Annotated in this window: 18 protein-coding genes; all 18 read right to left on the bottom strand. The window is 38.7% G+C overall.

Going from position 1 to position 19,886, the window contains the following annotated elements:
- Positions 1–8: 8 nt before the first annotated feature.
- The 18 genes from yfmH to BN988_RS03110 all read right to left on the bottom strand — a co-directional run bounded on the left by yfmH (position 9) and on the right by BN988_RS03110 (position 19,741).
- The gene (gene yfmH, locus BN988_RS03025) at positions 9–1,292 is read right to left on the bottom strand and encodes an EF-P 5-aminopentanol modification-associated protein YfmH (RefSeq protein WP_036572992.1); all 1,284 of its coding nucleotides are present in this window, start codon (positions 1,290–1,292) and stop codon (positions 9–11) included.
- Positions 1,285–2,577 carry an EF-P 5-aminopentanol modification-associated protein YfmF gene (yfmF, locus tag BN988_RS03030; protein ID WP_036572993.1) on the bottom strand — a complete coding sequence of 431 codons (1,293 nt, stop codon included), beginning with the start codon at positions 2,575–2,577 and terminating at the stop codon, positions 1,285–1,287. Before yfmF ends, yfmH begins: the two co-directional genes overlap by 8 nt.
- Positions 2,578–2,715: 138 nt before the next feature.
- Entirely contained in the window at positions 2,716–3,675 is a 960-nt protein-coding gene (locus BN988_RS03035; RefSeq protein ID WP_036572994.1) for an ABC transporter permease, read from the bottom strand.
- Positions 3,676–4,722, bottom strand: coding sequence for an ABC transporter permease (locus tag BN988_RS03040; protein WP_036572995.1), 1,047 nt, complete (start codon positions 4,720–4,722; stop codon positions 3,676–3,678). It lies immediately after the preceding gene.
- Entirely contained in the window at positions 4,709–6,247 is a 1,539-nt protein-coding gene (locus tag BN988_RS03045) for an ABC transporter ATP-binding protein (protein ID WP_036576297.1), read from the bottom strand. The genes BN988_RS03040 and BN988_RS03045 overlap by 14 nt, the downstream gene beginning before the upstream one ends.
- Positions 6,248–6,452: 205 nt before the next feature.
- On the bottom strand, positions 6,453–7,568 hold the full coding sequence (locus tag BN988_RS03050; protein WP_036576300.1) for a BMP family lipoprotein: 1,116 nt from the start codon (positions 7,566–7,568) through the stop codon (positions 6,453–6,455).
- Between the two features lie 95 nt (positions 7,569–7,663).
- On the bottom strand, positions 7,664–8,389 hold the full coding sequence (locus BN988_RS03055; RefSeq protein ID WP_036572996.1) for a GntR family transcriptional regulator: 726 nt from the start codon (positions 8,387–8,389) through the stop codon (positions 7,664–7,666).
- A 396-nt stretch (positions 8,390–8,785) separates the two neighbouring features.
- Complete coding sequence (locus BN988_RS03060; RefSeq protein ID WP_036572998.1) at positions 8,786–11,068, bottom strand: DNA translocase FtsK; 2,283 nt, start codon at positions 11,066–11,068, stop codon at positions 8,786–8,788.
- A gap of 102 nt (positions 11,069–11,170) precedes the next feature.
- Positions 11,171–11,377, bottom strand: a complete 207-nt coding sequence (locus tag BN988_RS03065; RefSeq protein WP_036572999.1) for a YlzJ-like family protein — start codon at positions 11,375–11,377, stop codon at positions 11,171–11,173.
- On the bottom strand, positions 11,374–12,102 hold the full coding sequence (locus BN988_RS03070; protein WP_036573000.1) for a ClpP family protease: 729 nt from the start codon (positions 12,100–12,102) through the stop codon (positions 11,374–11,376). Before BN988_RS03070 ends, BN988_RS03065 begins: the two co-directional genes overlap by 4 nt.
- A 100-nt stretch (positions 12,103–12,202) precedes the next feature.
- On the bottom strand, positions 12,203–13,069 hold the full coding sequence (gene dapA / locus BN988_RS03075; RefSeq protein ID WP_036573001.1) for a 4-hydroxy-tetrahydrodipicolinate synthase: 867 nt from the start codon (positions 13,067–13,069) through the stop codon (positions 12,203–12,205).
- Between the two features lie 29 nt (positions 13,070–13,098).
- The gene (gene dapG, locus BN988_RS03080) at positions 13,099–14,328 is read right to left on the bottom strand and encodes an aspartate kinase (protein WP_036573003.1); all 1,230 of its coding nucleotides are present in this window, start codon (positions 14,326–14,328) and stop codon (positions 13,099–13,101) included.
- 16 nt (positions 14,329–14,344) lie between these two features.
- Positions 14,345–15,391, bottom strand: a complete 1,047-nt coding sequence (gene asd, locus BN988_RS03085; RefSeq protein ID WP_036573004.1) for an aspartate-semialdehyde dehydrogenase — start codon at positions 15,389–15,391, stop codon at positions 14,345–14,347.
- A 61-nt stretch (positions 15,392–15,452) separates the two neighbouring features.
- Positions 15,453–16,043, bottom strand: coding sequence for a dipicolinate synthase subunit B (gene dpaB, locus BN988_RS03090; RefSeq protein ID WP_036573006.1), 591 nt, complete (start codon positions 16,041–16,043; stop codon positions 15,453–15,455).
- 27 nt (positions 16,044–16,070) lie between these two features.
- Positions 16,071–16,952, bottom strand: coding sequence for a dipicolinic acid synthetase subunit A (dpaA, locus tag BN988_RS03095; RefSeq protein ID WP_036573008.1), 882 nt, complete (start codon positions 16,950–16,952; stop codon positions 16,071–16,073).
- 163 nt (positions 16,953–17,115) lie between these two features.
- Positions 17,116–17,358 (bottom strand): YlmC/YmxH family sporulation protein, encoded by a 243-nt coding sequence (locus BN988_RS03100; RefSeq protein WP_036573009.1) that lies wholly within the window; start codon positions 17,356–17,358, stop codon positions 17,116–17,118.
- A 166-nt stretch (positions 17,359–17,524) separates the two neighbouring features.
- Positions 17,525–18,751, bottom strand: a complete 1,227-nt coding sequence (locus BN988_RS03105) for a M16 family metallopeptidase (protein ID WP_036573010.1) — start codon at positions 18,749–18,751, stop codon at positions 17,525–17,527.
- Between the two features lie 45 nt (positions 18,752–18,796).
- Positions 18,797–19,741 (bottom strand): polysaccharide deacetylase family protein, encoded by a 945-nt coding sequence (locus BN988_RS03110; RefSeq protein WP_036573011.1) that lies wholly within the window; start codon positions 19,739–19,741, stop codon positions 18,797–18,799.
- Positions 19,742–19,886 lie beyond the last annotated feature (145 nt).

Raw genomic sequence — 19,886 nt, forward strand, 5'->3', positions numbered from 1 at the left:
GTATCTCCTTAGTCTCCTGTAATCACATGTACAGCTAATTGTTTTTCTGAAACCCATTCTTTTAAAAATCCATTGGCATCTTCTAAAGTAAGCGCCTGTATTTCCGGGATGAGGTTAAAGAAATCAATTCCCAGCATGTGATAATGCGTGTATTTACTTGCAATAAACTCAAGAGAGTTCATTGCCCTTAATAATTGTCCAATCTTTTTCTTTTTCATTCGGCTAAAATCTTCTTCTGCCAGGCCGTTATCTCTCGTTGAAAGCAACATTTCTTTCACTTTACTTGAAAAAACTTCAGGTTTTTGTGCATTACTCCCAATAAGGGTATAACCAAAATTCCTTTCAAGGTTCGTTTCATAAAAGAAACTATCATCAATTAACTCTGATTGATATAACTCTTGATAAAAGTCCCCACCTTTAGAGAAATAATGATCCATAACCATGCTCTGCAGAAGTTCTCGCTTTAAAAATTCTTCCTTCATCAATGTAGAAACAGAGTCTTTAATCCCGATCGTACATTTAGGTACGGACACGGACATCGTTTGCTTGGCTTCTCGCTTTGCCACTTCCATCTTTTCTTCTGGAAATTGTCGTTTAATTTCATCCATTTTTTGAAATGTTTTTGCGTTCTGATTAGCTTCAATTAGTTCCATCATGGAGCTAGGATCAAAATTACCAGCTAAAAAGAAGATCATATTTTCCGGATGATAAAATGTATTGTAGCATGTATATAAATCATCTTTGGTGATGGTATAAATCGAATCTACTGTCCCTGCTATGTCAATATTTACAGGGTGTTCCTTAAACATGCTTTTAATCGTGCCCATAAAAGATTGCCAATCAGGCTGGTCATCATACATCTTAATTTCCTGTGCAATGATGCCCTTTTCCTTCTCGACTGATTCCTCCGAAAAATAGGGATCCTGGACAAAATCTAATAGTGTCTCCACGTTTTTTTCAATATGGTTCGTTGCCGAAAACAAATAAGCGGTTTTTGTAAAAGAAGTATAAGCATTTGGCGAAGCACCCTGCTTACCAAAGTCTGCAAAAACATCTCTATCTTTTTTTTCAAAAAGCTTGTGTTCTAAAAAGTGTGCAACCCCTTCAGGTACGGTCACTGCCTCATCTGAACCTATAGGAGTAAAGGTTTGGTCAATGGACCCATAATTCGTGGTAAAGAGACCATAGGTTTTTGCCATCTCTGGCCTTGGCAATAATAAAACGGTCAGACCATTATCCATCTTTTTCGTGTATAGCGTTTCGGATATCTCCTCATAAACTTGCTTATTCATTTGCTTCACCGTCCTTGCTTGTTAACAGATAAAGGGTGTCAGCTTCCACTTTCTCAGCTGCTGAGATGACTTGTTCACGGTTGACTGCTTTTATTCCTTTGATTAACTGCTCAGGATTTCTTTCCTTCCCAGCAAGAACCTGCTGGTAAAGCAATTCAACTAAGCCTTGCGGATGGTCCATTGTTTCTCGTAATTGATTAACAATAAGATCTTTTGTCTCTTCCAATTCCTCGTCGGTAAAATCGCCCTTTTTCATGGCTTCAAGCTGCTCATTCATGATGTCCCTTGCCTGTTCATAGTCCTTTGGCGCAATGCCACTAAATACAATTAAGAGACCTTTTTGACTCTCCAGACGCGAGGAAGCATAATAGGCCAAACTATTTTTTTCTCTAACGTTAATAAATAATTTAGAGCTCGGAAAGCCTCCAAACATCCCATTAAACACCTGTAAGGCAAAATATGCCTCATCATGATACGTACAATTTGTACGGTACCCAATGTGTAGCTTGGCCTGCTGGATATTTTCCTTTTCCACTACCTCCGTTAATTCCCCAGAATTATTTTCATTAGGGGGGCTTACTTCCGTAGCCTGAGTATTCACTTGCTCACGCTTTAGCCTTGCGACAAGTTGCTGCTTTAATGCTTTTTCATCAAAATCTCCCTGTACATACACATCCAACTGGTCTTCTGAAATGGCTTTCTTATAGTAAGCGAATAAGTTTTCAGGTGTTATTCCCTCTAGATCTTCTTGGTAACCATGTACATGGAGGGCATAGGCTTCTCCTTTACACATTTCATCTATTAAGCGCATATTTGCATAACTCATTTTGTCATCTTTAATGGCATGAATCTTCTGCTTTAGTGTATCCTTCTCACGTTTAACTACTTTTGGGTTAAATGCATCATTCTCTGCATTTGGTTTAAAAAGAAGTTCACTTAGTAAGGATATGCTTTCCTCTACAATCTTTGATTCATCCGGAATAAACTTCTCATTTGGGACTTCCAAACGAAAGCTTATAATATGTTGCTCGCCTTTTTTTGAACCATCGACCGAGAGTACGGCACCATATAAGTCATCCAATTTTCTTTGTAGTTCCTTTTTTCCTGGATAGTTAAGCGTTCCTTGTTGCAAAATATACGGTAGTAATGCTCTTTTCGTGATCGTGTCTCTTTCTAGTGAAGCTTTCAGCTTTACAACAATATTAATTGTTTTGTATTTCTTATTATGGATAAAATGTAGGTTTAACCCATCTGTATGGACGACGTTTTCTTCAACAGCTTCCATCCTGTTTCCTCCCGTTCTTTTTATACGTGGCATTCTAGAGTACGTTGATTATTCTGTTCAATTTTACCAATTGTAATCCATTATAAAATAAAAAAATCTGACTTGCTACTAAATGCAAGTCAGATTTCTGAACAGATTTTATCTGCTTCCTTTTATATATGGCTCTCCATTAGCTCGTGGAGCTTCAGAACGACCGATAAACCCAGCTAAAGCTAGAATTGTCAGTACATATGGTGCAATTAATAAAAATACCTGTGGGACATCAGCAAGCAATGGAATTCCCGCCCCAATGACACTTAGGCTTTGGGCAAATCCAAAAAACAATGCTGCTCCCATCGCGCCAAGGGGATGCCACTTACCGAAAATTACTGCTGCTAAAGCCATAAACCCTTGCCCAACGATAGTAGCATGTGAGAAATTTAGTGCAATGGTTAAGGCAAAAACAGAACCACCCAATCCACCAAACGCTCCTGAAATAATGACAGCTACGTAACGCATCTTCGTAACGCTAATTCCATTGGTATCTGCAGCCATCGGATGTTCTCCCACCGCACGCAACCTTAAACCAAATGGCGTTTTATACATAATATACCAGCAAACTAGCGCTAATATAATGGATATATAGGAGATAACATAGATCCCTTCAAAGAAGATTGGCCCTAAAACTGGTATGTCTGATAAAAGCCAAACATCTGTCGTGTAAAAAGGTTGTGTAACCATGTCGGTCTGCCCTTTACCGTAAAATTGTTTGGTTAAAAATATACCAAGTCCTAGTGCCAAGAAATTAATAGCTACACCACTTACAACCTGATCTGCTCTAAACGACACAGCTGCTACAGCATGTATCACGGAAAAAATTGCGGAAACAACCATAGCAACTAGGATGGAAACCCACGGTGTCCATGGACCTAAAGCATCTGCGAAAGTTAAATTAAACACAATCCCAACAAACGCTCCCATTACCATTAGCCCTTCAAGACCAATATTAACGACTCCTGATCTTTCACTGAACACTCCGCCTAGCGCTGTAAAAATAAGTGGCGCAGAGAAGAAGAGTGCTGGTGGAATAACCTGTGCTAATAACTCAATAACCCCCATCTATTTCTCCCCCTTTTTTAAACGAAGCAATACCCAGCGAATAATATAGCTTGATGCAACAAAAAAGATAATGAGTGCAATGATAATATCAACTAACTCGTTTGGCACGCCAGCTTCTGTCGGCATGTTCAACGCTCCTACCTTTAATGCACCAAAAAGAAAAGCAGCTAAAATAACTCCAATCGCTGTATTAGCACCCAATAGAGCAACAGCTATTCCATCAAATCCAAGGTTTGTAAAGCCTGAACTTACAGACATGTTACCATAGGTCCCAAGCCCCTCCATCGCTCCAGCAAGACCTGCAAATGCTCCAGATATAACCATTGCAAGGATAATATTGCGTTGAACATTCATACCAGCATATTTTGATGCATGCTGGTTATAACCAACAGACTTTAATTCATAGCCAATAGAAGTTCGTTCAATTAAAAACCACATAATGATAGCTGCGAATAATGCAATTAAAATTCCATAATGCATTCTTGAGAAAAAAGTTAGGTTCTGCAACCATTCTGATGAAAGAGAAGCAGTTGCAGCAATTTTATCTGTTTTATCCTGATTATCGGATAGGACAGAACGAATTAAGGCATTTGAACTGTATAAAGCTACATAGTTAAGCATGATCGTAACAATAACTTCATGTACTCCAAGTCGTGCTTTCAAAAGACCTGGAATAAAGCCCCATATTGCACCGGCAAGAGCAGCAACGATAACCGCAAATGGGAGATGAATATACATTGGAAAATCAAATGTAATACCCACCCAAATTGCTGCAAGCCAACCCACAATAACCTGGCCCTCTGCACCGATATTAAATAATCCAGTTCGAAAAGCAAATGCTACGGCCAGTCCGGTGAGGATATACGGCGTTACTTGTCTGACTGTTTCACCTACAAAATACATATCACCAAAAGCGCCTTCCCATAATGCAGCATAGCCCTCAATAGGGTTATATCCAAATCCGAGCATAATAACGGCACCTGATAGAAGACCAATTAATACTGAAATAACCGGAACCAAGATGTTAAACATTTTATTCGAGGTCATTTACAACACCTACCTTTTCTTCTGAACTTCCGGCCATCAGTAGTCCCAATTTTTGTTCGTTTGTTTCTTCTGGTTTCACATTTGCGACAATTTCACCATCAAAAACAACTGCAATCCGGTCACTAACATCAAGGATTTCATCCAGTTCAAAAGAGACTAATAAAATTGCCCGCCCTTTATCTCTTTCTTCAATCAGCTTTTGATGAATAAATTCAATTGCTCCAACATCAAGACCTCGTGTAGGCTGTGCGGCAATTAATAGATCTGGTGAACGGTCAACCTCACGACTGATTATCGCTTTCTGCTGGTTTCCACCGGATAGAGCACGAGCTTTTGTATAAACACTAGGCGTTCGAACGTCGTATTCTTTAATCAATTTTTCTGCTTTATCGTAAATTTCTTTGTAATTTAATACCTTGTATTTAGAATATGGTTTTTTATAATAGGTTTGAAGTACAATGTTTTCGCCTATTGGAAAATCTAGGACTAATCCAAACTTATGCCTATCTTGTGGAATATGACCGACTCCACTTTCCGTCACTTTACGAGGAGATAAATTTGTAATCGCTTTTCCATTTAACTCGATGGAGCCTTTTTGAGCTTTTTTCAATCCCGTAATGGCTTCGATTAATTCACTCTGTCCATTACCATCTACTCCCGCAATTCCAACAATTTCACCAGCACGGACTTCTAAGTTTAATCCTTTAACCATTTCAACTTTTCGTGAATCCTTCACATGTAAGTTATTCACCTTTAATATGGTTTCTTTAGGTTGTGCAGGAGTCTTTTGTGTCTTAAACGAAACATCCCTACCAACCATTAAGGAAGCCAATTCATCAACAGACGAATCCGCCACATTGACTGTGCCAATACCTTTTCCTTTTCTTATTACAGTACATCGGTCGCATATTTGCATAATTTCTTTTAATTTATGTGTTATTAGAATGATAGATTTCCCTTCTGCAATTAGAGACTTCATAATCTGCATAAGTTCAATAATCTCTTGTGGTGTTAATACAGCAGTAGGTTCATCAAAGATAAGTACTTCAGCTCCACGATATAAGGTTTTCAAGATTTCTACCCGCTGTTGCATTCCAACAGAAATATCCTGGATCTTTGCTCTTGCGTCCACCTTTAAACCATATTTATTGGATAATTCTTGTACTTCTTTTTCTGCCTTTCGTAAATCAATTTTCCCCATGGAAGTCGGTTCAGCACCCAAAATAATATTTTGCGTTACGGTAAAAGGCTCTACAAGCATAAAATGTTGATGCACCATACCAATACCATGATCATTCGCGACGTTTGGGTCCGTCATGTTCACTGGTTTCCCTTTAACTCGGATTTCTCCTTTTTCCGGGTGGTATAATCCAAAGAGTACATTCATTAATGTTGATTTCCCAGCACCATTTTCTCCTAGCAATGCATGAATTTCACCTTTTTTTAGTTGTATGGTAATATCATCATTCGCTACAATTCCTGGAAATTCTTTTCGTATATTTAACATTTCAACAACATAGTCCACCAAAAATCAACCTCCTTATGAGCAGAATTATCTGAATAAAATCGTTATACTTAAAATGAAGATCGCCAACTGAAGGAGCGGGATACTACCCTTCAGTTGAAGATCTTCTTAATAGAACACCACATAATGGCATGGTTTAAATTTAAAACCTTGATTAGAGAGTGAAAAAGGCTGTTTATCAGCCTTTTTCACGTTTACTAAAACCTTATAATGCTTCTTCGAATGCTTTTAATTCGTCATGAGTTTTAGGGATCTCCACATCTCCATTAATGATTTTTTCTTTCCACTCATTAACTGCTGTTGCAATTTCTTCTGTGTATGCTTCTTCATTTGTTTCAGCAATCCCGATTCCTTCATCTTCAAGTCCAAATACGAGTACTTCCCCTCCAGGGAACTCTCCGTTAAGTCCTTGGTTACTTACTTCGATAACGGAAGTATCTACACGTTTAACCATAGAAGTTAATGTAACGTTGTGATCACCAATTGCACCTTCCTCATATTGGTCACGGTCAACCCCAATTACATAGATTTCTCTATCTGGATCTTTTTGTTTTAAATCTTTAGCCTGTGCAAATACACCATTCCCAGCAGCTCCTGCTGAATGATAGATTACATCTGCTCCATCATTGTACATACGTGTTGCAATTAATTTACCATCTGCAGCAGAACTGAAGTTCCCTACATATTGAATATCTACTTCAATGTCAGGGTTTACAGATTTAGCACCTGCTACAAATCCTGCTTCAAATTTATTAATTAATGCAGAATCTACTCCACCGATGAAACCTAGTTTATCTGTGTTTGTTTTCATTGCTGCAGCTACACCTGTAAGGAATGAACCTTCATGCTCCGCAAAAGTAATACTCGCTACATTCGGTGCATCTACTACTGTATCAACGATTGCAAAGTCCTTTTCTGGGTTTTGCTCTGCAATTTCAGCAATTGCATCCTCAAGTAGAAAACCAATTCCAAATACTAGATCATAATCATTCCGAACAAGACGCGTCATGTTCGGAAGGTAATCAGACTCATCTTCTGATTGTGCATAATCGAACCCATCTGCTTTTGATAGATCATGTTCTTCTCCCCATGCTTGTAACCCTTCCCATGCAGATTGGTTAAATGATTTATCATCTACGCCGCCTTCATCTGTTACCATTCCGACAGTATAATCTGCAGAATCCTCTTCAGAAGAACCCTCAGACGACCCTTCACCTTCGCTATTACCACTCGACTTTTCATCACCGCCACCACATGCAGCTAATACAAGACCAAGACTTAGCAATAATGCAAACAATAAAATAAATTTACGATTCTTCAACATTGTTACCCCCTGTTTTCTTTAATATTGTGAAAATTAAACTCGCAGTTATCTCGTTAACTATCACCTCCCCAAATGCTTTCTATTACGTCTCGCTACATTCTTTTACGTAACACATGGAAACTAAATACATCTGAACGAAAATAGTTTGCAGAATAGAGGACAGGTTCATCTAATTCGGTATAGTGCATTTGCTTTAAAAGTAATAGAGATTGCTCTGGTTCACAGTTAAGAATACTGTAAATTCTTTCATGATAACTAACTGGTTCGATATAGGTTACAGCATAAGCGACACGCTTATCTGTGTACTCCTCAAGTAATTGAAACAGTGAATCTTCTTCATGCACTCTCTCCAAGGGAATTAAATGTGAAGGTATTTTATCAATACAGAAAACCACTGGTATATTATCGGCAGTTCTAACTCGCTCTATCTTTGCAAGTATATCAATTTGCTCAGGTGCAAATCTCTTTCTCTCTTCATCTGTTGGATCTAGAAACTCTGTTGTCAAATACTGAGATGCTGCCTTTTTACCTGATTGTTCAATCATATCTGTGACACTATTTAACTGTTCAATGCCAGAGGAAAATATCGGCTTCTGATTAACGAAAGTTCCCACACCATGTCTTCTTGTAACAATATTATCTTCTTCTAGTATGCGTAATGCTTCCCTTAGCGTAGCTCTAGATACCCCTAAAAGCTTGGATAATTGAAATTCAGAAGGAAGCTTTTGCTTTTCTTTATATTTACCGCTTTCAATATCCCGTTTAATTTCATCGATTACTTGAAGGTATAAATGCCTAGCATCGATTTTAATAGACATGAAGAGCTTCCCCCATTCTCTCCGGTATGTAAAGTCTAGAGAGTTCAGACCTCTGACGTTTGACATATCTCTCATTTATTCGAGATAAATCATACCATTAATAGAAGAATAAATAAATAGTTATAGGACAAATTCCTTAAATAATTTGCTAATAATTCGACGTTTTTCTACAATAACCCTTTATAATTCATATACCACCTACCTTTTAACATGATAGCGTTCTCTTTATTTTGTTCAATTTAACGCTTCTATTACCTCGATGATATATAGGTTCCTTTTATACTACGTAATAAGATATCTTTTGCAGTGGAAACTACCAAATTATAACTGCAGCTAAAAACACAGCAGGTCACTATTGATAGTGCCTGCTGCTTTTATATATTTAAATAGATTCTACTAAGAAGATTTTTCTTCTGAGTGTGTAACGAGTACTGTGCGTGGTTTACTTCCCTCATATGGGCCAACTATGCCTCTGTCTTCCATCGCGTCTATTAACCTTGCAGCCCTTGTGTAGCCTATTCTGAACCTGCGTTGTAGCATGGACACACTAGCGCTTTGCATTTCAGTGATTAATTGGACAGCATCGTCAAATAATTCGTCACTGACTTCTTCACGAACCTCGTTCGTATCATCTGGAATCATTTCCTCCTGATACGACGCTTTTTGTTGATCAATACAATGATCAACTACTCTTTCTACTTCTTCATCTGAAAGAAAAGCACCTTGTACACGGGTCGGCTTGGAGGCACCCACTGGTAGAAATAACATATCTCCTCGACCAAGTAATTTCTCAGCACCGCCAGAGTCCAAAATTGTTCTAGAATCCGTTTGAGAAGAAACACTAAACGCAATCCTAGAAGGAATATTAGCTTTTATCACACCTGTTATGACATCAACAGAAGGACGCTGTGTGGCAATAATCAAATGAATTCCGGCCGCACGAGCCATCTGTGCAAGTCGAGTGATCGCATCCTCTACATCATTAGAAGCAACCATCATTAAATCTGCAAGTTCATCGACCAATACTACAATGTACGGAAGATTTGGCTGTGTATCCTCTGTGTTTTGATTAAACTTTCTTATATATTCGTTATATCCTTCAATATTACGTGTGCCAGTATCCGAAAACAACTCATACCTTCTTTCCATCTCGGAAACTACTTTTTGTAAAGCTCTTGATGCTTTCTTCGGATCTGTCACGACTGGTGCCAATAGGTGAGGAATGCCGTTATAAACATTTAATTCCACTTTCTTAGGGTCAATCATCATCATTTTAACTTCATGGGGTTTAGTCCGCATAAGAATGGTAGTGATAATTCCATTAACACAGACACTTTTCCCACTACCAGTTGCTCCTGCGATAAGCATATGCGGCATTTTATTAAGCTCGGCTACTACGGCTTCTCCTGAAATATCTCGTCCAAGTGCAAACAACAATTTTGCAGATGGGTTCTGTAACGTTTTATCTACCACTTCACGGAGGCTTACCATTGCAACTTCTTGGTTAGGCACCTCTATACCGACTGCTGATTTACCAGGAATAGGAGCTTCAATTCTTATATCCTTTGCTGCAAGAGCGAGAGCTAAATCATCATGTAATCCTACAATTTTACTTACCTTTACACCAGCCTCTGGGTATACTTCATATTTTGTTACAGCTGGCCCGACATGAACCTTTGTGACTCTTGCTTTTACTCCAAAACTATGAAATGTTTTTTCTAGCTTTCTAACAGTTGCTTGTATCTGGGACTTTTCCTGTTGCTGTGAGTTATTAGCAGGCTCTGCTAGCAACTTAGGAGATGGGAGTACATACTCATGATTCTCCGGCTCAGTCATTGGCATATTTTCCATAATATCGTCTACAATAGTATCTTCTTTTTCCGTATCATCCGTCTTTTCCTGAGGAGCATCCTGTTTTGATAGTTCTGAAGCAGCGTATGTAACATCAGTAAAGTCCTGGATTACCGGTTCATTTTCATATGCCTCTAACGGAGCTTCTGTTCCTTCAGTTGTATCAAGTTCTTCGATCTCTTTATCCTGTTTACGTTTACGTTTTGCTTCCTTATTATCTGCAGATTTATCTTTATAGTTGCTTATCATTTGTGCTAATTTTTTGCCAAACTTGGAAAATAAGTCTCCAATGGAGTATTCTGTCATAAAGATAATTCCGATTAAAATAGAAAACACGGAAACAATTTTTGCACCGACTAAGGAAAATAAATAATAGCAAAAGGTAAAGAGTAATGCTGCAATCATACCTCCCCCAAGCATAGCGTTACTCGTCTGCCCATTTAAACTGGAAATAAAATTATCCCAAGAAGCTGCCATAATGGAGACATTACCATTTTGCACAACTTGCTCGTATGCTTGTATATGTGTTAGCAATAAAACGCCACCAAATACAATATAGAAGCCTACCAATCTTTTGTTTGTCAAATCCGGATATCTTCTTTTAACAACCAGCAACACACCAGTTATGAGTAATAGAAGAGAAGCAACAAAATACCAGATTCCGAAAAAGAATCGAAATACATGTTCTAACCCACCAGGAATTGCCCCGTCGCTAATTGCGCCTGCTCCACTACCAAGTATTGCTAGAAAGATAAATAATAGACCTAATAGTTCATATTTTAGTTGTTTCTTTAACTTACTGTTTCTTTTTTTTCTTTTTTTTGCCATTTTTTCACCTCTGTTCTATCATGCATTATGACGATTAAACCCCTGCCGTTTACCGACAAGGGTTATTCCTTTATTTACTCTATTATACCATAAAAAACCTATCTAAGATAAAATCGTTCCGGGGCTATATGCGTCATTCATAAAATCCTCTGGGTCAGTGGAAAGCAATTGTAACAACTGATAGGATCCATCTTCTTTTTGCTCTACATACATGCTCTTCCCCTGAAAGACAACACAATGCCGATTTGCAATAGCTTCATCCTGCTGAGGAAAAATTTCTTCTTGAGACAATGGTGTATATAGGATCATTGAATCACCTGATTTTCTTCTGGTTTCGGACCTATCATTTCGTTAATCTTCTGCATAGCTTCTTTTACCCCACCAACGCGATCAATCAAGCCATACTCTACAGCATCTGTTCCCACTACATTCGTACCAATATCCCTTGTTAAATTTCCTTTGTCGAACATGAGGTCCTTAAATTTCTCTTCCTTAATATTCGAATGGCTGACAACAAAATTAATAACTCTTTCTTGCATCTTGTCAAGGTACTCAAAGGTTTGTGGTACGCCAATAACTAAACCAGTGAGCCTTACAGGATGTATGGTCATCGTCGCAGTAGGTACAATGAAGGAGTAATCTGTGGCAACGGCTATTGGTACACCGATGGAGTGACCACCACCAAGTACAATGGAGACAGTAGGCTTAGAAATAGATGCAATCATTTCAGAAAGGGCAAGCCCAGCCTCTACATCCCCGCCTACCGTATTTAGCAATATAATTAAACCTTCTATTTTAGGGTTTTGTTCAATTGCAATCAGCTGTGGCAATAAATGCTCGTACTTCGTTGTTTTGTTTTGAGGAGGTAGTTGTATATGTCCCTCTACCTGACCAATGATGGACAGCACGTGTATATTGGAGTCAGGGGCTTGCGGAACACTTGATTGTCCCAGCTGCTGAATCTTTTGCACCAAAGCAGAAGAGTTTTGTTGACCATCCTGATTTTGATCTTCTTTTCTACCTTCTTTATTCATTTACGAACACTCCTTATCACTAGTAACTATTCCTAGTATGAACGTAAATGAATAACTCCATGCAAAAAACAAAATACCAGCTAGAAGCTGGTATTTTGCACTACATATCGATTTTTTCTTTTAAAAGGTTACGTTCGTCATCTGTTAATGGGAGAAGAGGAAGACGCACACTACCTGTTTCAATTCCTTTCATTTGTAGTGCAGCTTTTACAGGTGTTGGGGATGGTGATGTAAACAAGGCATTCATAACAGGAACTAATTTCCTGTGTTTAGCCGCAGCCTGTTTTACGTCGCCGTCTAAATAAAGATTCACCATTTCCTGCATTTCATTGCCGACAATATGAGAGGCCACAGAAATAATTCCATCGGCTCCAATTGAAAGCATTGGTAGAGTCATGCTGTCATCTCCGCTATATAAACTGAAATCGTCACTTGTATTCTCAATAATTTCGGCTGCTTGATCAAGGTCACCTGTTGATTCTTTAACTGAAACGATATTAGAGATTTTACTTAGTTCAATAATCGTATCAGCAGTCAATTTTACAACAGATCGACCAGGAATATTATAGAGCATCACCGGGAGTGATGTGGCATTTGCTATCGTTTTAAAATGCTCATACATGCCTCTTTGATTCGGTTTATTGTAGTAAGGAGCTACAAGCATAACAGCGTCTACACCACTTTTTTCTGCTTCTTCGGTTAATTGAATAGAAGCTGCAGTGCTGTTACTACCTGTACCAGCAATTACCGGGACTCGCTTATTTACAACTTTAACTACATGCTTAAAAAGATTTACTTTTTCATCCACTGATAAAGTTGGTGATTCTCCCGTCGTACCAGCAATAACTAAACCGTCAGTGCCGTTCTCAAGTAAGTATTCAATTAGTATGTCAGTCTGATCATAGTCAATCTCTCCAGTATGATCAAAAGGGGTCACCATTGCTGTTAAAACACGACCAAATTTCATTTCTATCACCTTTCTCTTTCTTGTCTTATCTAGGATTGTTTCTGTAAACCGCTAAGCTCAAACACCTCATGCAATGCATTTACTGCAGCCTTTAAGTCCTTATTATTAACAAGTACCCAAATCGTTGTGTGACTGTCCGCTGATTGCAGGATCTGTACTCCGGCGTCAGTAAGTGCCTGCACAATCATGGAAGCAACACCAGGTACCCCAGTCATCCCTGCACCGACTGCAGAAACCTTCGCACAGTTTTCCGTAAATTCTGGATAAAATCCAAGTGTTTTAAGAATGTGCACAGCCTTCTCCGTATGTCTTTCGGGAACTGTATAGGCTACACCTGTTGGAGAGATATTTATAAAATCTACAGAGATTCCGGATTCCGCCATTGCTTTAAATACTTCTGATTGCAAGCGGTATGCTTCTTCCTTAGCTTGCACTCTTATCTGCGTTATCGAGGATATGTGTGCAATACCCGTGATAAGTCGTTCTGTAACATCCATGCCTGCTTCCTGCACTCTTGATGAAGTAACAAGTGTTCCTTCCTCCTGTGAATATGTGGATCTAACACGCATCGGTATTTTAGATTGCATTGCTATTTCGACTGCCCGTGGGTGAACAACCTTCGCCCCCTGGTATGCCAAGTTACAAATTTCCGTGTAGGTTACCACATCTAGCGGGCGAGCAGTTTCCACCACCCGCGGATCCGCGGTCATGATACCATTCACATCCGTGAAAATTTCAATACGCTCTGCTGCAAGTGCTGCTCCCAGCGCGGCGGCTGTTGTGTCACTTCCACCACGACCAATTGTTGTTATTTCACCATCTTCAGTTTGGCCTTGAAACCCAGCAACGACTACTACATCGTGCTTTTCCAGTTCCTTGATAATTCTTTCTGGATGTACTGCTTTAATTCTTGCCTGATTAAAATCATCATTCGTTATAAAACCTGCCTGCGCACCGGTTAGGGCTGTAGAAGAAATATGTTGCTTTTTCAGTTCATTAGACAATACGACTGACGAAATGACCTCTCCACATGAAAGGAGCATATCAATTTCTCTAGCAGAACTTTTCCCAGCAGGATAATTGACCAAACCCAACAATGTATCCGTTGCATAAGGGTCTGGCTTTCTACCTAGAGCAGAAACAACTACTACAAGCTTATATTCCTGCATTAATGCATTTTTTATATGTTTTACTACATGTTTTCTATTTTCTTCGGATTGGACAGATGTTCCACCGAATTTCTGAACAACTATTTGCATTGTAACACCTCAAGTACTATAGCCATTTATTTTCAACTAACGTTTCCGCAATTTGCACAGTATTCCAGGCAGCACCCTTCATAAGATTGTCGGATACGATCCACATGTGGAACCCATTCGCTAAGTCTGGATCCTTTCTAACACGTCCGATAAAGACTTCTTCTCTATTCGCTGCACTTAGTGGAGTCGGATATGTTTGTGTCTCTGGATTATCTTCTAGAATAACACCCTCTGCTTCGTTTAATACTTTCTGAATATCCGCTGCAGTTAAGTCATCTCTATTTAATTCTACATACACACTTTCGGCATGCGAAGTAAAAATCGGTAAACGAACACACGTTGCCGCTACCGATAGTTCGGGTGCATGCATGATTTTCTTCGTTTCATTAATCATTTTCATTTCTTCAAAAGTATAGCCATTTTCCTGAAAAACATCAATTTGAGGCAAGGCGTTAAACGCGATTGGATAATGTTTTTTATCCCCTTTTACTGGTAAGATCTCAGCGTGCATTTCTTCCTTGTTTAAATGGCTTGCTGTCTGATTTTCCAGTTCCTTATTGGCAGTCATACCAGCACCAGACACGGCCTGGTAAGTAGATACAATTACACGACTAAGGCCAAATGCTTCTTGTAACGGTTTTAATGCTGCCACCATTTGAATAGTTGAACAGTTAGGGTTGGCAATAATTCCTTTATGATTTAATAGGTCTTCTTTATTCACTTCTGGCACAACAAGTGGCACATCTTTATTCATTCTATACGCACTTGTATTGTCAACCACAACCGCACCATGTTTAACAGCTTCAGGAGCTAGTTGTTTTGATATAGAACCACCAGCAGAAAATAATGCTATGTCTACTCCTGCAAAGCTCTCAGGTAACGCTTCTTCCACTGTGACTTCTTCACCATTAAATGATATTTTTTTACCTGCGGATCTGCTTGAGGATAAAAGCTTTATTTGATCTATTGGAAATTTCTTTTCTTCTAATAGTTTTATTATTTTTTGACCTACTGCACCTGTTGCTCCTACTACGGCCACGTTGTATGCTGCTTTATGCGACATCCCCATTTCTCCCTTCACTCATAAAAAATATTTCTCTCCTAGCTTTTTATTCTACCACAATCTAATCGATATGCGGAACAATAACAGGCTGTAGTTGTCTATGTTCCAAAGCAGCCTCTACTGTTTCACTTAAAAGATCCATTTTGGCAACTAGTGAGTTAGGTTTTTTGTATGGGTCATCCTGTCCATATGGTATAAAGTAGATGTATTTACTGGCCATAAGCCGCATAAGGTTCACTCCGTTTAGGCCAAGTGCGTCATTAGTAGAGATTCCAAGGACCACAGGACTTCTATTACGCATTGTCGCTTTAGCGGCCATTAACACAGGGGAATCCGTTAAAGCATTTGCCATCTTGCTTAAAGAATTTCCCGTTAGCGGGGCAATTACCATGCAATCAAGTGGAGCAGTTGGGCCAAGTGGTTCTGCCTCCTGCATAGTGGAAATAACTCGTTTTCCTGTTATGGATTCAATTTTTTCAATATGATCTTCTGCTTTTCCAAACTTTGTACTAGTGTTTCGCACCGTATACGTTACAATCGGCACAACCTCTGCCTTTTGTTCCATTAACTTTTCCAACTGTGGAAAAACTTGGTCATATGTGCAATGAGAACCCGTAACTCCAAAGCCAATACGTTTTCCTTCTAAACTCATAAATCATACCCCTTTTCTACTAATTTCCTATAATTGCGTGTTTTCTTGAAGAAATTGCTTTATGACATCCGCTAGTATCCTACCCGATGTTTTTGGTGCCACAATGCCCGGTAAACTTCTTGCTAAGATTGCTTTAATGCCTCGTTGCTTTGCATAATCAAAATCTGTTCCACCTGGTTTTGATGCTAAGTCGATAATTATTGCATGGGTTGGAAGATGTTGAATGGTTTTTCGATCTATAACAGCTGCTGGAATCGTATTGATAACTACATCGTATTCATTAGCATAGTCGGCCATTTTATCAAGGTGAATAGCAGTTAGTGCCATTTCTGAAATTCTAGCAAGTTCTGCGCTACTTTTGGTTGCTACAGAAACCTTCGCACCCAACGCAGCAAACTTGTTGGCAATCGTTTTACCCACTCGACCAAAACCAGCAACCATGACACGAGATCCATGAATGGTATAGTCAGTATGTTCTATTGCCATCATAATGGACCCTTCTGCGGTAGGTATGGAGTTGTAAATCGCAACATCGTCTCTGTTTAATAAGGGAATTAATGAAATATCTTCTTCTGTCGTTACTTTTTTTAAATAATCACTTGAAATGCCAGTAAAAATAATAGCCGTATCCTTTAATTGTCCAAACCATTCTGGCGCTATGTGAATCGTCTCATGAGAAAATACGGTTTCTACGTTTCCTGTATTATCTGTCCCTGTAATTGGTAAAATCAGGACATCAAGTTCTTCTGGTTTTAGCTCACTAAACTCCAATTGTTTTAATCCGGTAAATCCTTGTTCCAATTTATCAAAGCCGACAAGGTTTATGTTCGCACCTGGAATAGCCTGTAATTGACGAATCAACTCCAGATAACGGGCGTCGCCTCCTATTACTGCAATTGTATGACTCATTATAATGAACACCCTCCAAACATCGAGTTCCTTAAATTATTTCTATATAGCTTATGAAACGGGAGAATGTTAGTGATTGGTTATTTTTAAAAAACAGGAAAAAGGCTGATACCCCGCTCTCCGGGTCAGCCTTTTTGATCAATTTTAATTCTTATTTAATACCTTAACCGAGCCTGTTTGTGTCAATAATAATCATGTCTTCCCCAATCTTTTTTATAGCATCCCACTTAATTTTCGTTTCCTCCCCCTCCTTTTTTAAACCAAACCATTTATAGTTTGGTATGATAAAGGATTCAATTTGACCAGTATGCTCATTTATCTCGAGGTCTGTTTGTCCCAATACTCCCAATCGTGACCCTTCATTCACATCCACAATTTCTTTTCCACTCATATCCTTATATCGCATCCTTGTCATCCTCTCAACTTATCGTTATTGTTCATACATAAAGCTATACTACAGTCTTGATACGTTTAAATAGCATGCTAGAAATTACGGCTTAATTAAAAAACATGTTAGGAAAAAGCTTATCCTTATTATTATAGTTACCGACATAAAAAAAAGAACCTATGGATTACATAGGTTCTCCTGAAGGAGCAATTAGAGCACTTGAAGACGGTTTTTCAAAAACGATGTCTATTACATTTCTGATTGATTCATGATCCACAGCATCGATTTCTTGTATCATGTGGTCCATCGTTCTGTGGCGTCCTAGAAGCAACTCATTTTTACCGTTTCGACTCATTCGGCTATTTGTGCTTTCCAAACCAAGCAAAAGGTTTCCTTTTAATTGCTCTTTATTGTTTTTTAGTTCTTTATCGGTAATACCATCTTGAATTAGCTTTTCCACTGTACTATCAATTGTTTTCCTTAACTGCGGTAATTGATCTTTACCTGTTCCAGCATAGATAGTAAGCATACCATTATCCAAGAAAGAAGAATGATACGAAAATACCGAATAGGCAAGTCCTTGCTTTTCTCTAATATCTTGAAACAGTCGAGAGCTCATACTACCGCCCAAAACATTATTCATAATAATAAGGCTGTAAATTTGCTCATGACCTGTTTGAAGTCCGTCATAGCCAAGGCAAAGATGCGCTTGTTCCGTATCTTTATGACGCTCAAGCTTATTGGTAAGGAATTGTGGTTTAATTAAAGAGCTAGGCTGGTGATTTGATTCATAGGAACCAAAATATCCATCTACCTTATCAATAAATGCACTATCTACATTCCCTGCGACAGAAACCACAACGTTTTCTGGATTATAAGCTTCCCGCATATAGTCTCTTAAAGATTGCGGCTTAAAAGAACGCAAGTGTTCCTCTGTACCTAAAATAGGATAGCCTAGAGGATGGGTCCCATAAGAAGCTGTTGCAAGCAGATCATGCACGATATCGTCAGGTGTATCTTCATACATTTTTATTTCTTCATATACCACTTTCTTTTCTCTTTCCATTTCCTCTTCATCAAATGCAGAGTTAAAGAACATATCAGCTAAAATTTCCAACGCTAAGTCTTTATGTGTATCAATGACCTTGGCATAATAGCATGTGTATTCTTTTGAGGTAAAGGCATTGACCTGCCCACCTATCGAATCAAATGCTTCGGCTATATCTTGAGCTGAGCGGGTTTTCGTTCCTTTAAAAAACATGTGCTCCAAAAAGTGAGAAATACCGTTATTTTTCTCTGTTTCGTTTCTCGAGCCAGTTAATACCCAAATACCTATCGTAACAGACCTTACTGCAGGTACGTTTTCGAGGACAACCCGCAAGCCGTTCTTACTTTTGTGTTTTTCAATCAATGTACTTCCTCCTATGCTAGATATGTAAGATGAACGCCAACTTGATTATCTTTCCGGGCTGACTAATTGTTCCATTGTACCTAGTTTATACCCTTTATCCTTTACAGAATCTATTAATTCATCAAGACCCGCAGCCGTTGCAGCAGTAGGATGCATTAGAATAGTTGCTCCCGGATGCAGCTTACTATTCACTCGGTTAATCATAACAGATACTGTTGGATTCTTCCAATCAATCGTGTCTACTGTCCAAAGCACGGTCTCCATTTTCTGGCTATGTGCAGCATCCACAACATATTGATTATAACTACCACTAGGTGGGGCAAACCAAGCAGGTGTAGCTCCAGTTATCGCTTTTAAAATATCATTTGTCTGGCTTATCTGTTCAACCATTTGTTGTGTAGTCAAATTCGCCATATTCGGATGATTATAGGCATGATTTCCAATTAAATGGTTCTGATTTTTTATCATCTTCACCAAGTCAACATTTTCCTTTGCCCATTTTCCCTCAATAAAGAAGGTAGCTTTGATGTTCTTATCTTTCAGTATGGCTAATATTTTGGGGACATATTCTGTTCCCCAGGAGACATTGATTAACAAAGAAACCATCTCTTTTTCTGGATTACCACGGTATATAGGCGACGAGGGCAAATCTTTTAAAGAAATATTTGGAGTGATCTGCTTATAAACAAGTAAGGCGTCATCAAACTCTCCCTTTTTGCTCATTCGTTCATACGATTTAGCAACATCGACCTCGAGACCATTACGCCCCGGTGTTTTCTTCCATACCTCATCAATATATGGATCCACAGGTTCTTCCTTATAGGCTTTTGCCTGCTTTTCTATTTCCTTGTATAAAGTATTACTTGGTTTTGTAACTTGCATAAAGGTTGTACTACTTTCCATTGAGAATGGATTATAAGTAGTATTGAATGAAATCGTAACGATAATTATAAAAACAATTACATGTATGATTTGTCTTAACTGATACATACTTACCCCCTCCTATTTCAAACTTATGATGAAACGGGACAAGGTATGCTTAAACTATGTAAGTAGTGAGCAGTCACTTTTTTCTTTTCTAACAAAAAAAGAGAAGCAATGGCAATTGCTCCTCTTTGTTACTTTAAAACAGCTG

The sequence above is a fragment of the Oceanobacillus picturae genome (assembly GCF_000612865.1).
GTDB lineage: Bacteria > Bacillota > Bacilli > Bacillales > Amphibacillaceae > Oceanobacillus_B > Oceanobacillus_B jordanicus.